This is a genomic window from Rhodococcus sp. BE178, assembly GCF_050433545.1.
Taxonomy (GTDB): Bacteria; Actinomycetota; Actinomycetes; order Mycobacteriales; family Mycobacteriaceae; genus Prescottella.
In genome coordinates, this window is record NZ_JBNPXA010000020.1 from 20,517 (window position 1) to 40,603 (window position 20,087).

General features: G+C 71.4%; 20 protein-coding genes and 1 pseudogene. 9 read left to right on the forward strand and 12 right to left on the reverse strand.

Annotation, left to right across the window (positions count from 1 at the left end; translation table 11 throughout):
• The first annotated feature begins 12 nt into the window (after positions 1 to 12).
• Complete coding sequence (locus J2X34_RS25665; RefSeq protein WP_254622713.1) at positions 13 to 1,035, forward strand: DUF916 domain-containing protein; 1,023 nt, start codon at positions 13 to 15, stop codon at positions 1,033 to 1,035.
• A 2-nt stretch (positions 1,036 to 1,037) separates the two neighbouring features.
• Positions 1,038 to 1,784 carry a hypothetical protein gene (locus J2X34_RS25670; protein ID WP_429520099.1) on the forward strand — a complete coding sequence of 249 codons (747 nt, stop codon included), beginning with the start codon at positions 1,038 to 1,040 and terminating at the stop codon, positions 1,782 to 1,784.
• A 10-nt stretch (positions 1,785 to 1,794) separates the two neighbouring features.
• Here the strand turns inward: J2X34_RS25670 and J2X34_RS25675 are convergent, their stop codons facing one another.
• From J2X34_RS25675 to J2X34_RS25695, 5 genes are read right to left on the reverse strand one after another with little or no spacing between them, the layout of a single operon-like run.
• Positions 1,795 to 2,739 (reverse strand): CopD family protein, encoded by a 945-nt coding sequence (locus J2X34_RS25675; protein WP_429520100.1) that lies wholly within the window; start codon positions 2,737 to 2,739, stop codon positions 1,795 to 1,797.
• A gap of 18 nt (positions 2,740 to 2,757) precedes the next feature.
• A complete protein-coding gene (locus tag J2X34_RS25680; protein WP_114723994.1) occupies positions 2,758 to 3,303 on the reverse strand; it encodes a copper resistance CopC family protein in 546 nt (181 codons plus the stop codon).
• A complete protein-coding gene (locus J2X34_RS25685; protein WP_114723995.1) occupies positions 3,300 to 3,962 on the reverse strand; it encodes a YcnI family protein in 663 nt (220 codons plus the stop codon). The genes J2X34_RS25680 and J2X34_RS25685 overlap by 4 nt, the downstream gene beginning before the upstream one ends.
• A gap of 43 nt (positions 3,963 to 4,005) precedes the next feature.
• Positions 4,006 to 4,533: a hypothetical protein gene (locus tag J2X34_RS25690; protein WP_429520101.1), complete on the reverse strand. Its 528-nt coding sequence runs from the start codon at positions 4,531 to 4,533 to the stop codon at positions 4,006 to 4,008.
• Between the two features lie 19 nt (positions 4,534 to 4,552).
• Entirely contained in the window at positions 4,553 to 5,182 is a 630-nt protein-coding gene (locus J2X34_RS25695; RefSeq protein WP_114723997.1) for a DUF6474 family protein, read from the reverse strand.
• A gap of 214 nt (positions 5,183 to 5,396) precedes the next feature.
• On the opposite strand from J2X34_RS25695, the gene J2X34_RS25700 reads away from it, so the two are divergent.
• On the forward strand, positions 5,397 to 6,956 hold the full coding sequence (locus tag J2X34_RS25700) for a TM0106 family RecB-like putative nuclease (RefSeq protein WP_429520131.1): 1,560 nt from the start codon (positions 5,397 to 5,399) through the stop codon (positions 6,954 to 6,956).
• Positions 6,957 to 7,114: 158 nt separating this feature from the next.
• Positions 7,115 to 7,624: a pyridoxamine 5'-phosphate oxidase family protein gene (locus J2X34_RS25705; protein ID WP_429520102.1), complete on the forward strand. Its 510-nt coding sequence runs from the start codon at positions 7,115 to 7,117 to the stop codon at positions 7,622 to 7,624.
• A gap of 4 nt (positions 7,625 to 7,628) precedes the next feature.
• Here J2X34_RS25705 and thrS read toward each other — a convergent pair whose 3' ends face one another.
• From thrS to J2X34_RS25740, 7 genes are all read right to left on the reverse strand, one after another.
• Complete coding sequence (gene thrS, locus J2X34_RS25710) at positions 7,629 to 8,882, reverse strand: threonine--tRNA ligase (protein ID WP_429520132.1); 1,254 nt, start codon at positions 8,880 to 8,882, stop codon at positions 7,629 to 7,631.
• A 153-nt stretch (positions 8,883 to 9,035) separates the two neighbouring features.
• Complete coding sequence (locus J2X34_RS25715; RefSeq protein ID WP_114724000.1) at positions 9,036 to 9,803, reverse strand: SDR family NAD(P)-dependent oxidoreductase; 768 nt, start codon at positions 9,801 to 9,803, stop codon at positions 9,036 to 9,038.
• A gap of 92 nt (positions 9,804 to 9,895) precedes the next feature.
• A complete protein-coding gene (locus J2X34_RS25720; protein WP_174907342.1) occupies positions 9,896 to 11,083 on the reverse strand; it encodes a VWA domain-containing protein in 1,188 nt (395 codons plus the stop codon).
• Complete coding sequence (locus J2X34_RS25725) at positions 11,080 to 13,353, reverse strand: DUF5682 family protein (RefSeq protein ID WP_429520103.1); 2,274 nt, start codon at positions 13,351 to 13,353, stop codon at positions 11,080 to 11,082. Before J2X34_RS25725 ends, J2X34_RS25720 begins: the two co-directional genes overlap by 4 nt.
• Positions 13,311 to 14,414 (reverse strand): ATP-binding protein, encoded by a 1,104-nt coding sequence (locus J2X34_RS25730; protein WP_429520104.1) that lies wholly within the window; start codon positions 14,412 to 14,414, stop codon positions 13,311 to 13,313. Before J2X34_RS25730 ends, J2X34_RS25725 begins: the two co-directional genes overlap by 43 nt.
• Positions 14,411 to 15,826 carry a DUF5691 domain-containing protein gene (locus J2X34_RS25735; protein ID WP_429520105.1) on the reverse strand — a complete coding sequence of 472 codons (1,416 nt, stop codon included), beginning with the start codon at positions 15,824 to 15,826 and terminating at the stop codon, positions 14,411 to 14,413. Before J2X34_RS25735 ends, J2X34_RS25730 begins: the two co-directional genes overlap by 4 nt.
• On the reverse strand, positions 15,823 to 17,112 hold the full coding sequence (locus J2X34_RS25740) for an SWIM zinc finger family protein (protein WP_429520106.1): 1,290 nt from the start codon (positions 17,110 to 17,112) through the stop codon (positions 15,823 to 15,825). The genes J2X34_RS25735 and J2X34_RS25740 overlap by 4 nt, the downstream gene beginning before the upstream one ends.
• Before the next feature lie 112 nt (positions 17,113 to 17,224).
• Between J2X34_RS25740 and J2X34_RS25745 the strand changes: the two genes are divergently transcribed.
• The 5 genes and pseudogenes from J2X34_RS25745 to J2X34_RS25765 form a co-directional block, all read left to right on the forward strand.
• Positions 17,225 to 17,563, forward strand: a complete 339-nt coding sequence (locus J2X34_RS25745; protein ID WP_174907350.1) for an SAV_915 family protein — start codon at positions 17,225 to 17,227, stop codon at positions 17,561 to 17,563.
• Between the two features lie 10 nt (positions 17,564 to 17,573).
• A complete protein-coding gene (locus J2X34_RS25750) occupies positions 17,574 to 17,876 on the forward strand; it encodes a hypothetical protein (RefSeq protein WP_174907352.1) in 303 nt (100 codons plus the stop codon).
• Positions 17,876 to 18,997 carry a putative T7SS-secreted protein gene (locus J2X34_RS25755; RefSeq protein ID WP_429520107.1) on the forward strand — a complete coding sequence of 374 codons (1,122 nt, stop codon included), beginning with the start codon at positions 17,876 to 17,878 and terminating at the stop codon, positions 18,995 to 18,997. The genes J2X34_RS25750 and J2X34_RS25755 overlap by 1 nt, the downstream gene beginning before the upstream one ends.
• 224 nt (positions 18,998 to 19,221) lie before the next feature.
• On the forward strand, positions 19,222 to 19,626 hold the full coding sequence (locus tag J2X34_RS25760; RefSeq protein WP_429520108.1) for a hypothetical protein: 405 nt from the start codon (positions 19,222 to 19,224) through the stop codon (positions 19,624 to 19,626).
• A 66-nt stretch (positions 19,627 to 19,692) separates the two neighbouring features.
• Positions 19,693 to 20,031 (forward strand): annotated as a pseudogene (locus J2X34_RS25765) (RidA family protein); the annotation flags it as partial.
• Between the last annotated feature and the right edge of the window lie 56 nt (positions 20,032 to 20,087).

Consider the following 20,087-nt stretch of genomic DNA (forward strand, 5'->3'; position numbering starts at 1 on the left):
AGAAAGTGATCCATGCGTTCTCTCCCCGCGCTGCGTAACCTCCTCGCGTTCCTCGCCGTCGTCCTCGTCGCGGTCGGCGTCCCCGCATCCGCGCTCGCCGCCCCGGATCAGCCCGCGGGCGAAACCCCCGCCGGGTCCATCGGCATCCGTCTGCTCGACGCGCCGGTCGCACTCAAGGACGATCCTCGGGCGCTGCGATACATCGTCGACAACCTTCCGCCCGGGACCACCATCACCCGACATGTGTTGGTGTCCAACGACACCGGCGCGCCCGCGAAGATCGACGTCTACCCCGGCGCCGCCCGCGTCGCCGACGGCGCGTTCGCGCTGGCGGAGCCCGGCGAGAAGAACGCCCTCACGTCGTGGATCACCGTCGATCGCCCGACCGTGGAACTCGCCGACGGTGAGCAGGCCGAGGTGGCGGTGACGATCGCGGTGCCGAAGGATGCGCCGGAGATCGAGCAGTACGCGGTGATCTGGGCGTCGCACAAGGCCCCTGCCTCCAACGGCATCACCAACGAATCGCGGGTAGGGGTTCGCGTCTACCTGTCGGTGGGGCCGGGCAACGGGCCGCCCGCCGACTTCACCATCTCCAGCCTCACCCCGCGGCGCGGGCCGGACGGCCTCGCGTCCGTCGTCGCGACCGTCACCAACACCGGCGGCCGCGCGGTCGATCTGTCCGGCGCACTCAACCTTTCGGGTGGACCCGGTGGGCTGTCCGCCGGCCCCATCGACAGTGCGGTCGCGACCATCGCACCCGGCGAGGACGGCGAGGTCGTCATCTCCGTGCCCGACAGCACCGCCCTGCCCGCCGGTCCGTGGAACGCCGACGTCAAGCTCGAGAGCGGAATCCTCGAGCACGACATGTCGGCGACCCTGACGTTCCCCGACAAGGGTGACGGCGACTCCGTCGGCGCGTCCGATTCGACGTCGTGGCCGCTGATCGGCGGGATCGTGGTGGCGGTGCTCGCTGTCGCCGGAGTCGGTGCCTACCTGGTGGTGCGGAAGCGTCGTCCCTCGGGAACGGATCAGTAGACATGTGGCACAGCAGGATGCCCCGCGCGCTTCGGCTGTCCCTCGCTGCCGCCGGCGTGTTGGTTCTCGCCTGTGCGCCGACCGCGACGGCCGCACCTTCGGACGTGTCGGACGAGGCGACGACGGAATCGACGGCAGAATCGACGACGACCGCGGCGCCGACGACGACCCCTCGTCGGTACGTCTCCCGGGAAGATTCCGAGGAAGCCACGACCACGCCGTCTACGACCACGAGCGCCCCGACCACGACGGCTTCGACGACCGCGGCGCCGACCACGTCGAGTGCGGCTCCGACGACTACCACCGGGCAGACCCGGAGCGGCGCACTTGCTGCCACTGCGGGCCGAGCTGGGCTGTCGATCACCGTCGCCGGGAAGTGGGGCACCATCGTCCCCGGGGCGGAGAGGGCGAGCGGAACCCTGACACTCATCTCCGTGACCGCGACCGGTGGTGTGGTCGGCTCGCCGGTCGATTGGACCGCCACCGCGTCGTCGACCGACTTCGTCGGACCCAACGGCACGATCCCCAAGAGCGCGGTCACCTATTCTGCGACCGCCCTCGCCGGCAATGTCGGCGGCTCGACATCGGCGCCGACGCAGACGCTCGAAGCCCCGAAGACCGTCGTCGCGCGTACGGGCAGCATCTGGCCGTCGGAGACGGTCACCTGGACTCCGGCGCTGCGGGTCGACTACCCCGACGGTGCGGCGGTCGGGACCTACACCGGAACGATCACAGTCTCGGTCGCCTGACCGTTTCGGATCAGGCGGTGGTCGCCAGCGCGGCCGCGAGTCCGAATGCGATTGCCATCGCGGCGGATTCACCGACCGCGCGGCGCAGGGACGCGTCGGCCCCCATCCGGTGCGCGGCGGCCGGGACCACCCACGTGCGGCGCAGCCACCAACCGGCCGCGACCAGTGCCGCGAGCGCGGCCACCTTGGCGAGCACCACCCGGCCGTATCCGGTGGTCACCAGGGGTGCCACGCCACCGAGGCGGACCGCGGCGTTGACGACGCCGGTGGCCGCGAGCACCCACACGCACCGCCACGCGACGGTCGAATAGCGCGGCAGCAGCGTCGACCACGCACCGCGGGAGCCGGCGGTCAGCGCGAGCGCCGCCAGCATGCCGAACCACGTGGCGGCCGCGAGGACGTGTCCGGCGTCGAGCAGGGATCCGAGCGTCTGCTGCGACATGTGCCCGCTGATCGGGCGCGCGATGAGGGCCAGGCCCGCCAGTGCCAGGACGGGGGCGGCCGGCCACGGCAGGCTGCGGCGGTACGCGATCGCCGAGATCAGGGCCACCAGCGCCGCGCACACCACCGTCGCGGCGCCGAGACGACCGGTGTTCACGACCCGCACGAAGTCGATGACGGTCTCCGGGGCGACCGCGAACCGGGACCGCCCCTCTGCCTCGGCCGCCTCGAGCACCAGCAGCACGGTCTCGGCCGCGGTCCACGCACCGGCCACCGCGGCGGTGGTCTGCCACAGCAGGCCGGGGTCCAGTGCGGGCCGACGCTCGTCGCGCTGCAGCCACTGCCACGCGGCGAGACCGAACGCCGTCGCGCCCAGGCCGACGGCGAGCACCCGCACCACGCTGGTGGGGGAGGGCCCGTCGGGAGTGGCGAGCAGCCACCCGATCGCCACCCCGGCCAGCGCGGTGAGGACGGCGAACAGCAGCCAGGGGCGGCCGATGTTCACCGTCCTCACCGCGCGCTGTCCGGCCGGTCAGTTCTCGCCGCGCGGCTTGCGCAGCGCGAACCACAGGCCGCCGCCGAAGACGACGACGCCGACGCCGACGAGTCCCCAGACCAGCAGGTTCGGTCCGGAGTCGTCGGTGCTGCCGGTCTCGTTCTGTCCGTTGACCTTCGGGCCAGGCGTGCCGGTGCCCTCCTGCGTGAGGGTGAACACCCGGGTACCGCTGACGGGGTGGCCGTCGGCGGAGGTCACCCGGAACGCCATCGTGTACTCGCCGACCGGTCCGAGGCCGTCGAGCGGGACGCTGACGCTGTCGCCCTGGACCGTCGGGTCGCCCTTGGACCACAGGTTGCCGTCCGGGCCGACGACGGTGAGCGACGCGAACTTCTGCTGCAGCGCCTCGTTGAACGTGACGGTGACCCGCTCCGGGGCCGTCGCGATCTGCGCCGCGTTCTCGGGATTGCTGGAGAGGACGGCCGAGTGCGCGGACGCGGTGCCGGCGCCCAGCATGGTCGCGAGCATCGCGACGAATCCGACGGCGATGATGCGGACGCGGTGGACCTTGTGCGCGCTCATGAGCGGCGGTTCCGGATGGTCGCGCCGATGCCCAGGGCAGTGCCCAGCGCGCCCAGCACCAGGCCGATGCCGCCCAGCCAGCGGGCGGTGGTGTCGGCGTTGTTCGTGGTCGCGTCGACCGTGACGGCCGTGTCGGCCGCGGCGTGTGCCTTGCCGCCGCCGCTGCCCGCGGCGAGCGTCAGCGTCGGGGCCGGCTTGTCCGGCTCGCTGCCGTCGGCGCCGGGCTTCTGATCCCACTGCACGACGGTGCCGTCGCTGTAGGTCTGGGTGGTGGGGAACTCCACGGAGCCCTGCTCGGGCAGCGGTCCGGCCGAGAGCACGAACTGCTGGAACTGTCCGGGCCCGACGCTCACGCCGGGATCGGCCGTCCAGGTCACCGACGTCGCGGTGGCCGACGCCGGATCCTTCTGGACCGTCGAGGTCCAGCCGGGCATCGGTTCGGTGCGGGCCGACTTGAGGTTCGGCAGCTGCACCGTGACCGCGGTGGTGCCCGCGGTCTCGGACTCGGTGGGGACGCGGAAGGTGAGGACGGAGTAGCCGCCCTGCTCGGCGCCGGGTGCGGCGACCGAGACGTGGGCGGAGGCCACGCCGGTGGCCAGCAGCAGCGCGCCGCCGGCGGCGCCCACCGTGAGGAGGGCGCGGGAGAGGATTCTCTTCATTGCTCGGGTGTCGTTTCTGTGCGGAGGGTGCGATGGACGCGGCTTACGCGTGCACCGGCGGTCCGCGCCGGGTCAGCCCGGCGGCAAGCACAGTCAGACGGGGTGCGCGGCGGTCGAGCGGCCGCGGCGCGGGTGCCGACGTCGGATCGACGCCGCGAAACAGCGGCGCCAGGACCGTGCGCAGGACACGGGTGATCGGCCCGTACAGGCGTTCGGCACCGTGGACCAGGCTCGCGCACACGACGGTGGCTGCGGCGTGCGCGGCCAGCATCGCGGCGGCGGGCACGCCGGCGTGCGCGTGGGCGTCCGACGCGAGCGTGAGCGTGAGGTGCCCGGCACCCTGCCCGGCCGCGAGCGCCGCGAACAGCGCCGTGCGGCTCCGGCCCAGGACGGGCAGACCGCCGACGATCACGCCGACGCCGGCACACGACGCGAACAACAGGGTCAGGGCCGCCGAGTCGGGGAAACCGCCGCCGGCGATGCCGTGCGCGGCGATGGCCAGGGCGGCCGCCGCCGCGCCCACCGCGCCGCCGCGGAGCGCGGCGGTCGGGGCGGGACGCGTGACGGACACGGCGATCGGGCGGTGACGGCTAGCGGACGCCGAGGCGGGCCAGGATGTCGGCCTCGACGCCGTCGAGTTCGGCGGAGATGGCGTGGTGGGCCTGCTTGCGGCGGGCCGGCGGCATCTGCTCGGCGGCGTGGACCGCGGTGCCGAGGTCGGTGAGGCGGGCGCGGATCGCAGTCGCGAACTGCTGCGTCTCCGCGTCACCGGGGTGGCGGGTGACGATCTCGTCGACGGACTTCTCGGCGCCGGCGATGCGGGCACTGAGCTTGGCGCCGTGGCCGGTGTACTCGCCGAGCTGGTCGACGGCGATGCCCATGCGCTGCGCGCGCTGGGTGTCGAGCTGGCCGCGCAGGGCGGTCGCGCCGCGGTACGCGAGAGGCACTACGACCGGCGCGAGCAGGCGGGCCACACCCAGGTATCGGCGCAGCTGAGCGACCGTCAGACCCTTCTCGGCGGCCTTGACGGCGGCCTTCTCCTGGGCCTTGAGCGCCGAGATCTGGGCCTTGTCGACCTTCTTCTGGGCCTTCGAATCCGACCGGTGCTTCTTGCGGTCGTTCTTCGCACCGAGCTTTGCCTCGAGCTTCGCCTTGTGCTTGAGCGCCTTCGCCTCGGCCTTGCGCGTGGCGCGCCGCTTACGTTTCTTGAACAACCCCACTGGAAAGGCCCCTCCATCTGGTGTTTCGGCGCGGCGGCGGACTGCGTCACAGCTTATCCGTGCTTGTTTATGCTCTGCCGCTTTCGGCTTTACCCTAGGTGAGCACATAATCTTCCACATCGTGTGTTCCCCGATCGGCCCGCAGGACGGCGCCGACACCGCTGATACGGCGGCGTCGGCGAGACTCGGCGCCTCCCTGGTCCCTGTGCCCCCCGTGCTTCTGGAGCCGGGCGCACTGACGCGGTGCCGCCATCGGGTGCACCTGGATGCCGCCAACCCGGATCTGCTGGTGGCCGCGCCCGAGAACACCGGGGTCAAGCAGCGGCAGGAGGCGGCGGCCGCGCAGCGCGAGGCGGTCCGGGTCCGGCTGATGGACGCCGACCCCGACGCGTGGGTGCGGATCGCACCCGACGGCCCGGCCGGGCAGCGGGCCCGCGACACCCTCGAGGCCTGCCGAGCCGGAGCCGACAAGATCTGGGGCGCGATGCTGCCCGCCGAGCGCGATACCGGACGACGCGGCCGCATCGAGATCCTGCTGCGCGACGTCGACCGCGGCGGCTACATCCCGGTGATCGTCGTCAACCACAAGGTCACCGATCCGGGTCGGGGCGCCACCACGTCGGGGCTGTTCGAGTGGGCCCCCGCCGTCGACGAGAAGCGCAAGGTGCGCGCGCAGCTGCGCGACCAGATGCGACTGGCGCAGGTGTACCGGATGCTCGAGCGGCACGACCTCGCCAGCCCCGCCCTGCTGGGCGGCGCCATCGGCTACGGCGCCGACTGCGTGCTGGTGCACGATCTGTCCACCGTGCTGAGCGACTACGACGAGCGCTTCGCGGACCGGATCGCCGTCGCGCGCGGCGAGATCGTGACGGTGCCGTCGCAGATCGGCGAGTGCCGGTCGTGCCCGTGGTGGTCCGGATGCCGCGCGAAGCTCGAGGAGACCCGCGACGTGTCGCTGGTCGCGACAGGCTCCCGCGCCGACGTGCTCCGCGAGCACGGCGTGACCACCATCGAGCAGCTCGCCGCGTGGGAGGGCGATCCCCCGGAGGAGTGGCCGCACAATTCGTTCCATGACACCGTCGTCACCGCGAAGGCGTGGCTGTCCGGTGCCGCGCTGGTGCGCCGGCACGAGACGGTGACCGTGACCCGCGCCGACGTCGAGGTGGACGTCGACATGGAGAGTTACCAGGAGCACGGCGCCTACCTGTGGGGCACGCTGCTCAACGTCGCCGGCACGTCGGTGTACCGGCCGTTCGTGAGCTGGGACCCGGTGCCGACCGCCGACGAGGCCCGGTCCTTCGCCGAATTCTGGACCTGGCTCATGGCCGAACGCGCCGGCGCCGCCGCCGTCGGGAAAACCTTTGCCGCCTACTGCTATTCCCGCTCCGCCGAGGACAAGTGGCTGCTCGACTCGGCGCGCCGCTTCGCCGGCGCCCCGGGCATCCCCACCGTCGCCGAGATCCGCGAGTTCATCGACAGCCCGCAGTGGGTGGACATCTACCAGGCCGTCGGCGAGAACTTCGTGTGCCCGAACGGCAAGGGGCTCAAGAAGATCGCCCCCGTCGCCGGATTCCACTGGCGCGACGCCGAGGCCAGCGGCGAGGCGTCGATGAGCTGGTACCGCGAGGCCGTCGGCTACGACGGCGACCCCGACCTCACCCAGCGGCAGCGACTCCTCGAGTACAACGAGGACGACGTCATCGCCACCAAGGTGCTGCGGGAATGGATGTCCGACCGGGCGATGGACGAGATCCCACACGAGTCGGAGCTGTAGCGCGGGTATCTCGAGCCCCGGTTCCCGCGTTTTGCGCACTTATCGCTCTTTCGCGGCCCTCCATTCCGCGTTTTGCGCACTTAGCGCGGGGGCGATGAGTTCTGGGGACGTTGCGGGTCTGTACCTGTGACAGCACCCCACGAGACGGGAGACACCCCATGACCGCGCAGTTGCCCGCCGCCGAACTCGACCGACGGTACAGCGCCGAGAGCGCGCCGCCCTCCACGTGGGAGCAGGTGACGGCGGCGCTCGACGCCGCCGAGGTGTTCTGGCTGTCCACCGTCCGGCCCGACGGGCGACCGCACGTGACACCGCTGATCGCGGTCCGCATCGACGACCGCATGCACTTCTGCACCGGCCCGGACGAGCAGAAGGCACGCAACCTCTCGGCGGCCGACGCCTGCGTGCTGACGACCGGGACGAACGCCCTCGGATCCGGGTTGGACGCCGTGGTCGAGGGACGGGCGGTGCAGGTCTCGGATCCGGAGTCGTTGACCCGGATCGCCGACGCCTACCGCGCGAAGTACGGGCCGGACTGGAGCTTCGACGTCGCGGACGGCAACTTCGTCAACACCGTAGGCGGGCCGGCGACGGTGTTCCGCGTCGAACCGGCCGCAGTGTTCGCCTTCGCGAAAGGTGAGTACACGCAGACGCGTTGGCGGTTCTGACGGCTCAGTTCTCCCACAGCTCGGCGCTGCGGGTGTCGATCGACCCGACGATGCGCCGTAGGGCGTCGTCGACCGGTTGCGGGTCGATCCGGCGGCCGTCCCGAAGGCGCAGGGCGACATGGCCGTTGGCGGCCTCCTTGGGGCCGATCACCGCCTGGTACGGCACTCGCCGAGAGTTCCGGATCCGGGCGCCGAGGGTGCCGTCGGCCCGGCTCACCGCGTGCGCACGCAGGCCCGAATCGAGGCAGCGCTGCACCAGACGCTCGGCGTCGTCCGTCTCGTCGTCGGTGACCGGCAGGACCACCACCTGGGTCGGCGCGAGCCAGGCCGGGAAGGCGCCGTCGTGCGCCTCGATCAGGTGCGCGACGACTCGTTCGAGGCTGCCGATGATGCTGCGGTGGATCATCACCGGCCGATGCCTGGCGCCGTCGGAGCCGATGTAGTGCAGGCCGAACTGCTCCGGTTGGTGGAAGTCGACCTGGACGGTGGACAGGGTCGATTCGCGGCCCGCGGCGTCGGAGATCTGCACGTCGATCTTCGGGCCGTAGAACGCGGCCTCGCCAACGACGGCGTCGTACGGGACGCCGGAGGCGTCGAGGACCTCGGTGAGTATCGCCACCGACCGCCGCCACAGTTCGGGTGCCGCGACGTACTTGCCGCCCGGTCCGGGCAGCGACAGCCGGTACCGGGATGGCCGGATGCCGAGCGCGTCGTAGGCACGGCGGATCAGGTCGAGGGCGGCGCGCGCCTCGTCGGCGACCTGGTCCGGGGTGCAGAAGATGTGGGCGTCGTTGAGCTGGATTGATCGGACGCGGGTGAGGCCGCCCAGCACGCCGGACAGCTCGGAGCGGTACATTCCACCTAATTCGGCTATGCGTAAGGGTAATTCGCGGTGGCTGTGCGATCGGGAGCGGTAGATCAGGGCGTGGTGCGGGCACAGGCTCGGGCGTAGCAGTACCTGCTCGGCGCCGAGTTGCATCGGCGGGAACATGTCGTCGCGGTAGTGCGACCAGTGGCCGGAGATCTCGTACAACTCACGTTTGCCCAGGACCGGCGAGTAGACGTGCCGGTAGCCGGCCCGCCGCTCGATGTCGCGGACGTACTCCTCGAGGGTGTGGCGCACGGCCGCGCCGTCGGGCAGCCAGTAGGGCAGGCCCGCGCCCATCAGTGGGTCGGTGTCGAACAGGTCCAGTTCGCGGCCGAGTTTGCGGTGGTCGATCATCTTCGGTCTCCTCGCGGATGGGGAGCGAGTGACCAGACGACGAAGCCCCGGGGCACTCGCCCCGGGGCTTCGGACTCAGTCAGCAGTCAGCGCGCCGGGACACTCTCCGGCGTCGTCGTCGCAATGGCGCGCTGCATGTCGGCCACGGTAGCAGCCGAATCAGGCACGCGCATCAACTTTTTCGCATTGTTACCGCGGCGCCATGCGCAGCGCGCCGTCCATGCGGATGGTCTCGCCGTTGAGGTAGTCGTGCTCGGCGAGGAACTGCGCGAGCTGCGCATACTCGTCGGGCTTGCCGAGGCGCGACGGGAACGGGATGCCCGCCTCGAGGTTCTTGCGGTACTCGTCGGTGACGCCGGCGAGCATCGGGGTGTCGATGGTGCCGGGGGCGATGGTGTTGACGCGGATGCCGACCTGCGCGAGGTCGCGTGCGGCGGTGATCGTCATCGCGTGCACGCCACCCTTCGACGCGGTGTACGCGATCTGGCCGATCTGGCCCTCGAACGCCGCCACCGACGCGGTGTTGACGATCAGGCCGCGCTGGCCCGAGTCGTCGACCGTCGGTAGGTGCTGCATCGCGTTCGCCGCCAGGCGCATCACGTTGAACGTGCCGAGCAGGTTGACGGTGATGACCGTGCGGAACAGTTCCAGGTCGTGCGGGCCGTTCTTCGACAGGATGCGGCCCGCCCAGCCGACACCGGCGCAGTTGACGACGATGCGCAGCGGCACGCCCGACTCGGTGATCTGGTCGATCGCCGCCTGCACCTCGGCCTCACTGGTGACGTCGGTGGGGATGAGGGTGACGCCGGCCGGCACGCTGTCGCCGGCGCGCTCGATGGACTGGGCCAGGTCCAGGCCGAAGACGGTGGCACCCGCATCGGCGAAGCGCTTGGCGGTGGCGGCCCCGAGACCGGATGCCGCTCCGGTGATCAGTGCCGCGGTTCCCTGGATTTCCACTGCTGTTCCCCTTCGGTCCGGGTCGGCCCTCATCGGCCGGCCGTGGTGATCTGCACCCTAACGCGGGGTGGTGGGCGGCGCTGGACCTGTGCTCACATCGGTCCACCCGATGTCGCCGCGAGGTCGTGCCGGTGCGCCCACGCGGCGACGTCGCCGCGCTCGAGCGCCACCGCCAGCAGGTCCGGGAACCGGTCCGGTGTGCACGCGAACGCCGGAACGCCCAGTGCGGCAAGTGCTGCCGCGTTGTCCCGGTCGAACGCCGGTGCGCCGTCGTCGGACAGGGCCAGCAGGACCACCACCTGGACCCCGGCGTCACGCATCGCGGCCACCCGCGAGAGCATCTCGGCGCGGATCCCGCCCTCGTACAGGTCGGAGATCAGCACGAACAACGACTCGGTCGGGCGGGTGATCAGCGACTGGCTGTACGCGATCGCGCGGTTGATGTCGGTGCCGCCGCCCAACTGGGTACCGAACAGCACGTCCACCGGATCGGACAGCCTGTCGGTGAGGTCCACCACCGCCGTGTCGAAGACCACCAGCGACGTGCGCAGCGCCCGCATGGATGCGAGGACCGCACCGAACACCGACGCGTACACCACGCTCGACGCCATCGACCCCGACTGGTCGATCGCCAGCACGACGTCGCGCTGCACCGCCTGGGATCGGCGGCCGTAGCCGATCAGCCGTTCCGGCACCACCGTCCGGTACTCCGGCAGATAGTGCTGCAGGTTCGCGCGGATCGTGCGGTGGAAATCCAGGTCGCGCAGCTTCGGATTGGTGGTGCGCGCCGCCCGGTTCAGGGCCCCGGTCACGGCGGAGCGGGTGGCCCGGGCCAGGCGTTCCTCGATGCCGCGCACCACCCGTTCCACCACGATCCGGGCGGTGGCCTTGGTGGCTTCCGGCATCACCCGGTTCAGGCTCAGCAGTGTCCCCACCAGGTGGACGTCCGGTTCGACGGCCTCGAGCAGCTCCGGTTCGAGGAGCAGCTGGGTCAGCCCGAGCCGTTCCATCGCGTCCCGCTGCATCACCTGCACCACCGAGGTGGGGAAGTAGGTACGGATGTCGCCGAGCCAGCGCGCCACGCGCGGTGCGGAGCCGCCGAGACCGGCACTGCGCCGGGGGTTTCCGTCCGCGGAGCCGCGGTCGTCGTACAGCGCGGACAGGGCCGAGTCCATCGCGGTGTCCGACGCCGATGCCAGTCCGCCGGTGGACTCCTCGGCGACGTCGCCGAGCAGCAGCCGCCAGCGGCGCATCCGCTCGTCGTCGATCGGTGTGGTCATGCCGGGATTCCCAGGATCAGGGCGGTGGCCGTCAGGGCGCGACCGCCGCGGTCGGTGTCGAGGGCACCGTCGGTGACGGCGGCCCGTTTCCCGTCGCGCAGCACCGCGCCGAGCGTGCGGCGTTCCGCGGGTCCGAACCCGCCGAAGGTGCGGCGCAACGCCGGCAGCGCGTCGACGAACTCGTCGGCGTGCAGCCCGGACACCCAGGCGTCGACGAGCGCGAGCAGGTCTCGGTCGTGGACGAACAGCAGTCCGCTGCCACCGGCGAAGCCGTCGATCCACCGGGCCTTCGCGGCGGCCGCGACACCGGCCGACAGCGCCCGACCGACCCGGGCGGTGGTCTCGGGGGTGTCGAGCCGGCCCACGTCGCGCAGCAGACGCACGGTGCGGCCGGTGAGCAGCCCGTCGGCGTCGTCGCGTCCGGCCAGCGTCGTGAGGGTGTCGAACCACCGGTCGGTCGACGCGGGATCGTCGCGCAGGGTGAGCGCGGCGTGGACGGCGTCGAGCGCGTCGCGCAGCCCGTCCGCCGCGTCGGTGTCGAGACCGGTCACCGCCGCGGGCAGGCCCGCGCAGATGCGCACCAGCAGCGCGTCGACGACGCGGTCGAGCGCGGAGAGGTCGGTGCCGCGTACGTCCCCGTACCGGAGGGTGCGCACCAGCGGCGGCAGCGCCGCCATCAGGTGTGCGACGTCGTGGTCGAGGGCCGCCGCGGTGTCGACGGCGTCGAGCAGGTCCGCGACGGTGTCGCGCAGGTCGGCGAGCAGGGCCTGCTCGAGCAGCCCGGTCACCTCGGCCAGCGTGACGTCGGGCCGGGCGGCGCGGTCGCGCACCACCGCGTCGGCGGCGGTGGCGACGGTGGTGCCCCAGCGCGCCGCCTCCACCACCGCCACCGCGAGTTCGGGACGCCACCGCAGTTTCCACGATTCCCGGAACGTGCCGGTCGACCGCACCGTGGACTGGGTGGGCGCCGCCCACTCCACCTCGATCAACCGCAGCCGGTGCAGCAACTGCGACCGCTGCCGGTCGATGTCGGTGCGCAGATCCAGGTCCAGATCCTTGTCCGTCGGGGAACGCTTGAGCCGCAGCGACTTCGATCGGGCCTGCAGATCGGCCTCGAGCGGGACGGTCGGGGTGGAGTCGGGGACCTCGCCGAGGGACTCCCCGACGACCAGGCGCCGCGTCACCAGGTCGAGCAGCACTTCGTCGCCGTCGCACAGCACCGCGCGCGTGGCCTCGGTGACCTCCGCCAGTCCCGGCAGCGGCCGGTCCCGCAGGGCCGCCAGGGTGTCCGCGAGCCGGGTCGCCTCGATGACGTGTGCGCTCGACACCGGTAGGTCCTCGGCGCGCAGAACCCGCGCGACCCGGGTCAGCCACCGCGCGACCGTGTCGTCGGGGGCGGTGAACAGGTGCTCGTACCAGCCGGGGGAGACGATGCCCGCGCCGTAGCCGGACGCGATGGACAGCCGGGAGTGTGTCCACGGCACCCAGGTGAGCGACGCCTTGACCTTGGGGAGCCCGCGCAGCAGGCGGGCGTCCGGCGCGGCCGGGCCGAGTCTTCCGGCCAGGGCGGGCGCGTGCATCGCCCCGCACACCACCGCGATCCGCAGCGCACCCGCCTTGATCGTCGTGCGGAGCACCTGCCGCATGTGCGCTTCGCGGCGCGCGGTGTGGTCGTCGAGCTCGACGCCGTCGCGCAGCGCCGCCATCGCCTCGGTGATCGCATCGAAGGCCGAGGACGGGTCGTCTCCGTCGCCGGTATGATCTTCATCTTCGACTGCAGGGCAACGGGATTCGATGACGGTGTCCCACCACTGCTCGAAGTCGCCGTAACCGGCCGCCGCCGCGAGTGCGGTCAGCGGATCCGGCCGGGTGGCCTCGTCGGCGCCGCGGTCCGCGGCGAGCGCGAGCGTCGCCGGCAGGTCGCAGAACCGGACATCGGCGTCGTGGGTCACCGCCCAGTGCAACGCCTGCCACTCCGGCGAGAACACCGCCAGCGGCCAGAATGCCGCGCGCGCAGGATCGTTCGCGGCGTAGCCGAGCAGGGCCACCGGCGGCCGCAGCCCGTCGTCCGCGGCGAGCGGGACGAGGGCATCGGCGTCGGCCGGCCCCTCGATGAGCACCGTGTCCGGCTCGAACGCATCGAGGGCGCGCAGCACGGCCCGCGCGGATCCGGGACCGTGGTGGCGGATGCCGAACACCCGCACCTGCGCGCCGGCGGTCACGGTGGTCACCCCGTCACCTCGCGGCACGCCCGGTAGAAGTCGTCCCATTCGGTGCGGTGGCGCACCACGGCTTCGAGGTATTCGGTCCACACCACCCGGTCGGCCACCGGGTCCTTGAGGACGGAGCCGAGGATGCCGGCGGCGACGTCCGCCGGTCGCAGGGTGCCGTCACCGAAGTGCGCGGCCAGGGCGAGACCGTTGGTCATCACGGAGATCGCCTCGGCGGTGGACAGCGTGCCCGACGGGGACTTGAGCTTGGTGCGCCCGTCGGCGGTGACACCGTCGCGCAGTTCCCGGAACACGGTGACGACGCGGCGGATCTCCTCCGCGGCGGCCGGTACCGGCGGTAGTTCCAGTGCGGCGCCGAGCTGTTCGACGCGACGGACCACGATCGCGACCTCGTCGTCGGCGCTCGCCGGCAGCGGCAGCACGACGGTGTTGAAGCGGCGACGCAGCGCCGACGACAGGTCGTTGACGCCGCGGTCGCGGTCGTTGGCGGTGGCGATGACGTTGAACCCCTTCGCCGCCTGCACCTCGGTCCCGAGTTCCGGAACGGGCAGGGTCTTCTCGGACAGGATGGTGATGAGCGCGTCCTGCACGTCGGCGGGGATACGGGTCAGTTCCTCGACCCGGGCGATGGCGCCGTCGCGCATCGCGGTCATCACCGGCGACGGCACCACCGCGGCGGGCGTGGGGCCCTCGGCGAGCAGTCGCGCATAGTTCCAGCCGTAACGCACCGCCTCCTCCGCGGTGCCGGCGGTGCCCTGCACCAGTCGCGTCGACTCGCCGGAGATCGCCGCGGCCAGATGTTCGGACACCCATGTCTTCGCGGTGCCGGGCACGCCGAGCAGGAGCAGGGCACGGTCGGTGGCGAGGGTCGCGACCGCCACCTCCATCAGCCGTCGCGGACCGATGTACTTCGGGGTGATCACGGTGCCGTCGGCCAGAGTGCCGCCGAGGAGGTACGTCACCACGGCGTGCGGCGACAGGCGCCACGACGGCGGCCGGGGGCGGTCGTCGGCCGCGGCGAGCGCCGCGAGTTCGTGTGCGTACTGCTGCTCGGCGTGGGGGCGCAGCAGTGCGGGCTCGGTGGTCAGGGTGTCGGTCACGTCAGCTCCTCGTGAAGGTGTCGGCGGTGGGTGAGGATGTCGGCCGCGGCCGCGAACAGGGCCAGTCGATCGAGGTCCCCGGTGCGGGTCGCGGCGTCGGACAGCACCGACTCGAACTCGAACGGCGCGCGGTGCCCGAGCAGGTCCACCGGGTGCCGCACCCGGGCCGTCTGGTCCCGGGACGCGTACACCGCCCGGAGCACCGCGGCGGTCACGTCGTGCGGCCACGGGGCAGGCAGCGCCTCGAGCAGGCTCGCGTCCGGCAGCACCCCGTCGGGGGTGGCGAGCAGGTGCGCGACGACGACATCGCGCGGCAGGTGCGCGGCCACCGGCGCGGCGACGGTGCCCTCGCGGCGCAGCAACGCCACCGCCCAGGCAGGGTCGCGCTGCGCGGCGACGGCAGCCGACCACGCGTGCTCGAGCTCCGACCTGAACAGTTCGGCCACCGTCAGATGCGGCAGATCCTCTGGGGTGAAACCGATCTCGGGCCACACCGACAGCGGTGCGGCCTGTACGGCCAGGGTCAGCACGACGTCCGGGCGCCGCGCGGTGCGGTCGTCGAGGCCGTCCCGCCCTGCGGCGTCGTCGAGGCGGTCGGGCAGGGCCACGGTGACCACCCCGTCGGCGACCTCGATCCACTCCCGCAGGCGCCGCGCCATCCGCTGTCCGTACGCGGAGTGCGGCAGCTGACGCAGCAGCCCCGCCGCGGCCTGCCGCACGCGTCGGCTGCGGTCGTCGAGGGCCTGCTCGAGCAGGGGTTCGTCGTCAGGGCCGATGTCGACGGCGAGTTCGGAGACCAGGGCGGCGCGTGAGTCGGCGTTCTCGGACCGCCACGCCGCCGACAGTCGCGAGGTCGCCGCGGCCGGGTCGCTGCGGCGCAGGGCCGCGAACCATCGCCGCCGCACGGCGGGGGTGCCGTGCCGCCAGTCCTCGTCGTCGGACGGGTCCGGGTCACGTAGCGCTGCCCAGTCGGGGTTGCGGGCGGCGAGCCATTGTCCGCGCGGTCCCGCGAGCGCGACCAGTCGCTCCCGGTGCGGGGTGGGGCGGACCGCGGCGCCGAGCACCTCGACGAGCATCTCCGGCGGGGATCGGAAACCTGCAGCGGCATCGAACCATTCGGGCAGCAGCGGGGAGTCGACGACGAGCAGGGAACGCAGTCGCGCCGCGGCCGCCGCCGGCAGCAGCGGACGCGGATCGTCGGGGGCGGGTGCCGGTATCGCTACTGTCGTCGGTGCGCTTGCCCCGGCGAGGAACACCGACTCCAGCGCCGCCGCCGCGAGAAGCGTCGGAGCAGGCTCGCCGTCGAGGGCCGTCGCCGCGGTTGCGGTGTGCAGGCCGGACAGCGGCGTCGTCGATCTCGCGGTCCCGAGAAGTGCTGTCGCCGTGAGGGACTCCGGATAGGGACGGATCATGCGGCGATCACCGTGCCGGCGTCGAACACGGATGCGGGCAGCAGTGCGGTGCCGTCCCAGTCGCCGCACACGGTGACCGGGTGGCCGCCGGAGACGGCGAGCAGCTGCCATCGTCCCGTGTCGTCGCCGCCGACCGGGAGGGCCCGCCCGGTACGGTCGACGACGTGCCAGGTTCCTGCGGTGACGGTGGGGGTGACGTCGGCGAGGAGCATCGGCCACGCGCGGATCCACGGGTCGGCGGCGAGTGCGGTGGTGTAGCCGTCGAGGGCGGTGACCGGGTCGGTGGCGCCGGGCAGGGTCGTGAACGGTTCCGGGGCGGCGTGCTGGGTGCCCAGTTGCGCACGTAGCGGTGCGGCGCCGGGGTAGTAATGCAGGTCGGCGTCGATGAGAGTTCCCGGAATCGTTGCAGCCGTAGTGAATTGGGCGCTGCCGTGGGCGAAGTCGAGGAGCAGTGCCCAGCGGCCGGAGTCGCGTCCGCGCAGCCACGCCCGGCGGGTAACCAGACGCCCCTCCTCGGCGGTGCGGACCGCCAGCACCTGCCAGCGGTCGCGGACGGCGGGCTCGGCGCGCACCTCGTCGGCGCGCACGGGCACCCCGAGGTGTGTCTGCACCGAGCGATTCAGCGGTTCCGGCAGCCGGCCGCGGTCCCGAAACGCGCGGATCAGCAGGTGCAGGCGCGCGTACTCGGTCAGCAGCGGCGCCGGCCAGTCCGGGTCGGTGGCGACGAGCGTCGGCAGCGCGCGCAGGGTGGCGGCGGCGCCGGGGACCTGCGCGTCGACCATGCGGGCGGCGATCGCGTCGTAGGCGGCGGCGTCGTGGGCGACGGAGCCCAGGCCGGCGACGATCCGATCGGTCAGCCACCGGTCCAGCTCGTCGAGACCGGCGGCGATCCGCTCGGTGCGGCGCTCGGTGGTGGCCGGATCGGGTGCCGCCTTTGGGGATGCCTCGGGGGTGGCCGCCGCGCGGGCGGCCCGGGTCGCGAGCCAGTCGGTGACGAACTCGGGGGCGTCGGCGGTCGGCACGGCACCGTCTGACCAGCGCAGCAGCAGGCTCACGGCGTGCTTGCACGGGAACTTGCGGCTGGGGCACGAGCAGCGGTACGCGGGGCCGGTGAGGTCGACCGCCGCGAGGTACGGATTCTTGCCGCTGCCGCCGCACGACCCCCACAGAGCGGTGTCGGTGCGGCCGGTGTCGGCCCATTTCGTCGCCAGCCCGCGGGCAGCCGACAGTGACGCCGCATCGGGTGCGGCGGCCGCGACCTGCGCGGAAGACCAGGGTTCTGTCACGTCAGCAAAACGTACGGCAGGTCCCCGACATATTGCCAAGCGCGCAGGCCGTCCGTGGGCTTCGTCACGGAGGGCGTTACCGTGGTCGGCGAGTGTCCTGGGGAGGAGACATATGCAGTCGGGGGAAAATCAGCGGCGCGACGTCCTGTACGTGCCTGTCGCGGGTCGGCCGGGCGCCGCGGCGCACCTGGAGTTGCGCCGTCTGCCCGACGGTCGCCTCGCACTGCCGGCCTACACGTCGCTGGAACAGTTGGTGAGCTGCTGCGGACCACACCAACCGTGGGGAGCGGTCGACAACGACGGTCTGCGGGAGGTCGGGCGCGCAACGGGATACGACGTCGTCCTGCTCGACGCGAAACTGCCACCCGAACACTGGAAGAAGGACGCCTCGGTTGACGTCGACGACGAGCCGGGGGACCACTTGCCGCCGTCGTGGCTGAGCCGGGCGTAGGGGGAAGAGCATGAGTGGAGTCGAGGTCGGCGACCTCGGAGCGGTTGCCCGGATCCTGGTTTCCGGGGCGGAGGGCTTCGAGGCGATGAGCGCCGATGCCCCGAACATGCCGGATGCCGGCGCGTCGACCGGAGTTGTCGCGGATCTGTTGACCGCGGTGGCGGAGATGATGTCGACTGTGGCCACATCGGCCGCGGTCGCTGCGGACACCGTCGAGGCGAACCGCACCGCCTTCCGGGACGCTGATCTGGGCACCGGTGATCGGTTCCTCGACGTGTCGGGTCTGTTCCCGGTCCAGCGTGGGGAGCCCTGATGCCGATCCCACTATTCGTTCCCGGTGATCCGGCGGCCTGCCGCGAGTGCGCTGATCGTCTACAGGCTCTCGCGAACGGTGTCACCGAGCACGCCGGCGCCTTCGATGACGCGCGGGGGAAGTCCGAGTCCGAGTGGGTCGGCACGGCTGGTGACGAATTCCGCGACCGTGTCGCCGAGATGAACCGCGGAACGAATCAGGTGGCCGAATCGGCGGAGGCCGCCGCGGCGGCAATCCGGGCGTTCGCCGACGATCTCGAAACCGCGGCGAACAGGATGCGGCAGGCCGCCGAGATCGCCGCTGCCTCCGGCCTGCGTGTGCAGCCGGGTCCCGGTGCGCCCGGCGTTATCGAGGATCCGGACCCGATTGCCGTCGGTGCCGGGAACATCGACGCCGAGGTTCGATACGCACAGCAGTGCGCGGCGTTCGACGAAGCCGCGGAGATGGCGCGAAGCAGTCGGGCTGCCGAATCCAACGCCCACGCCGTACTTCAAGGTGTTGTCGAGCAACTGAGTGCGGCGGTGCAGGACATGCGCGGTCAGTGGTACTGGATGGCCACCGCGGCCGTCACCGGGTACATCGGAACCGCCGCCGCTGAGGTGGGGAAATGGGCGGAGCTCGCCGACATACATAGGGGACAACTCGACAAGTTTCGGTCCATCGCAGCCGACGCTGTCCGCAGCGGCGATCCGTACTGGGAAACCAGAGCCGCCAACGCTGTCGCCACATTCGAATCTGCCTCCGACGACGCGGCGAAGGTGATTACTCAGAACAGCAGGCTGGTGGCAGGGGCGACGGATAACGTTGTCGTGAGAGCCCTGTCGGCATCGATCATGAACGAGGGAACATCCGCGATCTCGAAGGTGGGGTCGAAGATTCCGATCGTGGGTGTGGGACTAACGGGTGTTCAAACGACGGTCGACGTAATGAACGCCGAGGACAATGGAGATGCGGCGCTTGTGGTCGTTAAGAACACGAGTGGCTTTCTAGCAGGAACCGGTGCTACAGCATTGATTCTCGCGAGTGTTGCTGGAGGTCCCGCGACGATTGCTGCCGTAGGTGTTGGCGCTCTCGTGACGTGGGGAACAGGGTACGCAATTGGGAAGATCTGGGGGGACTGACGGTGTCGAGTCCAAACGAGAGTTGGTCTGTGCCACTGATGCCCGACCGTGTAACGGGAGAACCGCGGCCACCTGCGGCACCACGGGGTGAGTCGCGCGCGACCGAAGTGACGCCGATAGGGCGAGTTCCGGGTTCGCATCCCCCAAGCCCCAAGCACCTCGGTCCGGTCCTGGAGTGGTCCCTCCCCAAGCGCAAACCGCGTATCCAAGCCAGCCTTGCGCTCATGGCTATTGAGATCGTCTTTGCTACCGTCGTGAACGGATTTCAGTGGATGGGCTTGTGGCTGCCATGGGCGTTCGTCGTTGCGTCTGGGCTCTTCATGTATTGGCGCATTGGTGGCGAATGGTTCGCGGCCGGAGCGGTGTGGGCACAGGCTGGCAAGTCGTGGGTGAATACGTACGAGTTGGTGGAGGTCAAGTTCTCGGTTGATGGCCTGAATCGTGTTCTGCGGTTGAAGGATTCATCTGGACAACAGATCTACTCATTTCGTCTGCGTGATTTCCAGGCGAATTCGCGGATGTGGGATCTGGTGTACAACGGGATCCTGCACTCGCTTGCGTCGGGTAATTGCGAGATCACTCCGAAGGCGCGGAAGGCGTTGATGCTGCCCGCGGGTCTCGGTCAGTGACTACGTCGGGGACGTGAGTCGGACGTTGCTGCCGCCGGTACCGGATCGGGAGACCGGGGAGCCGCGCCGTACAGCCCGGCGTTCGTGGCCGCGGGGCTCGTATTCGTCTCCGGCGCACTGTCCGTCGATGCGACGGGGGTTCCGGTGCCCGGCCGCATGGCAGCGCTCGACGCTGCGGTCGACCGGATGGTCGAGCGACTGGCGACGGTCGGCGGCGAACTGAAGGACGTCGTGAAGCTCACCTACTTCGTGACCGACCTGTCGTTGCGCGAGGAGACGAACCGATAGTTCGAGCGTCTCTTCGACGCTCCGCGTCCTGCCCGCACCTTCGTCGAGGTGAGCGGGCTTCCATACGGCGCGACGGTCGAGATCGACGCCGTCGCGGCGGTCGACGCGCGCGCCTGAGACCGGACGGCCGGCGCGGGCGACGCGGCGTCGGCGACCGATCGAGCCGAAACCCT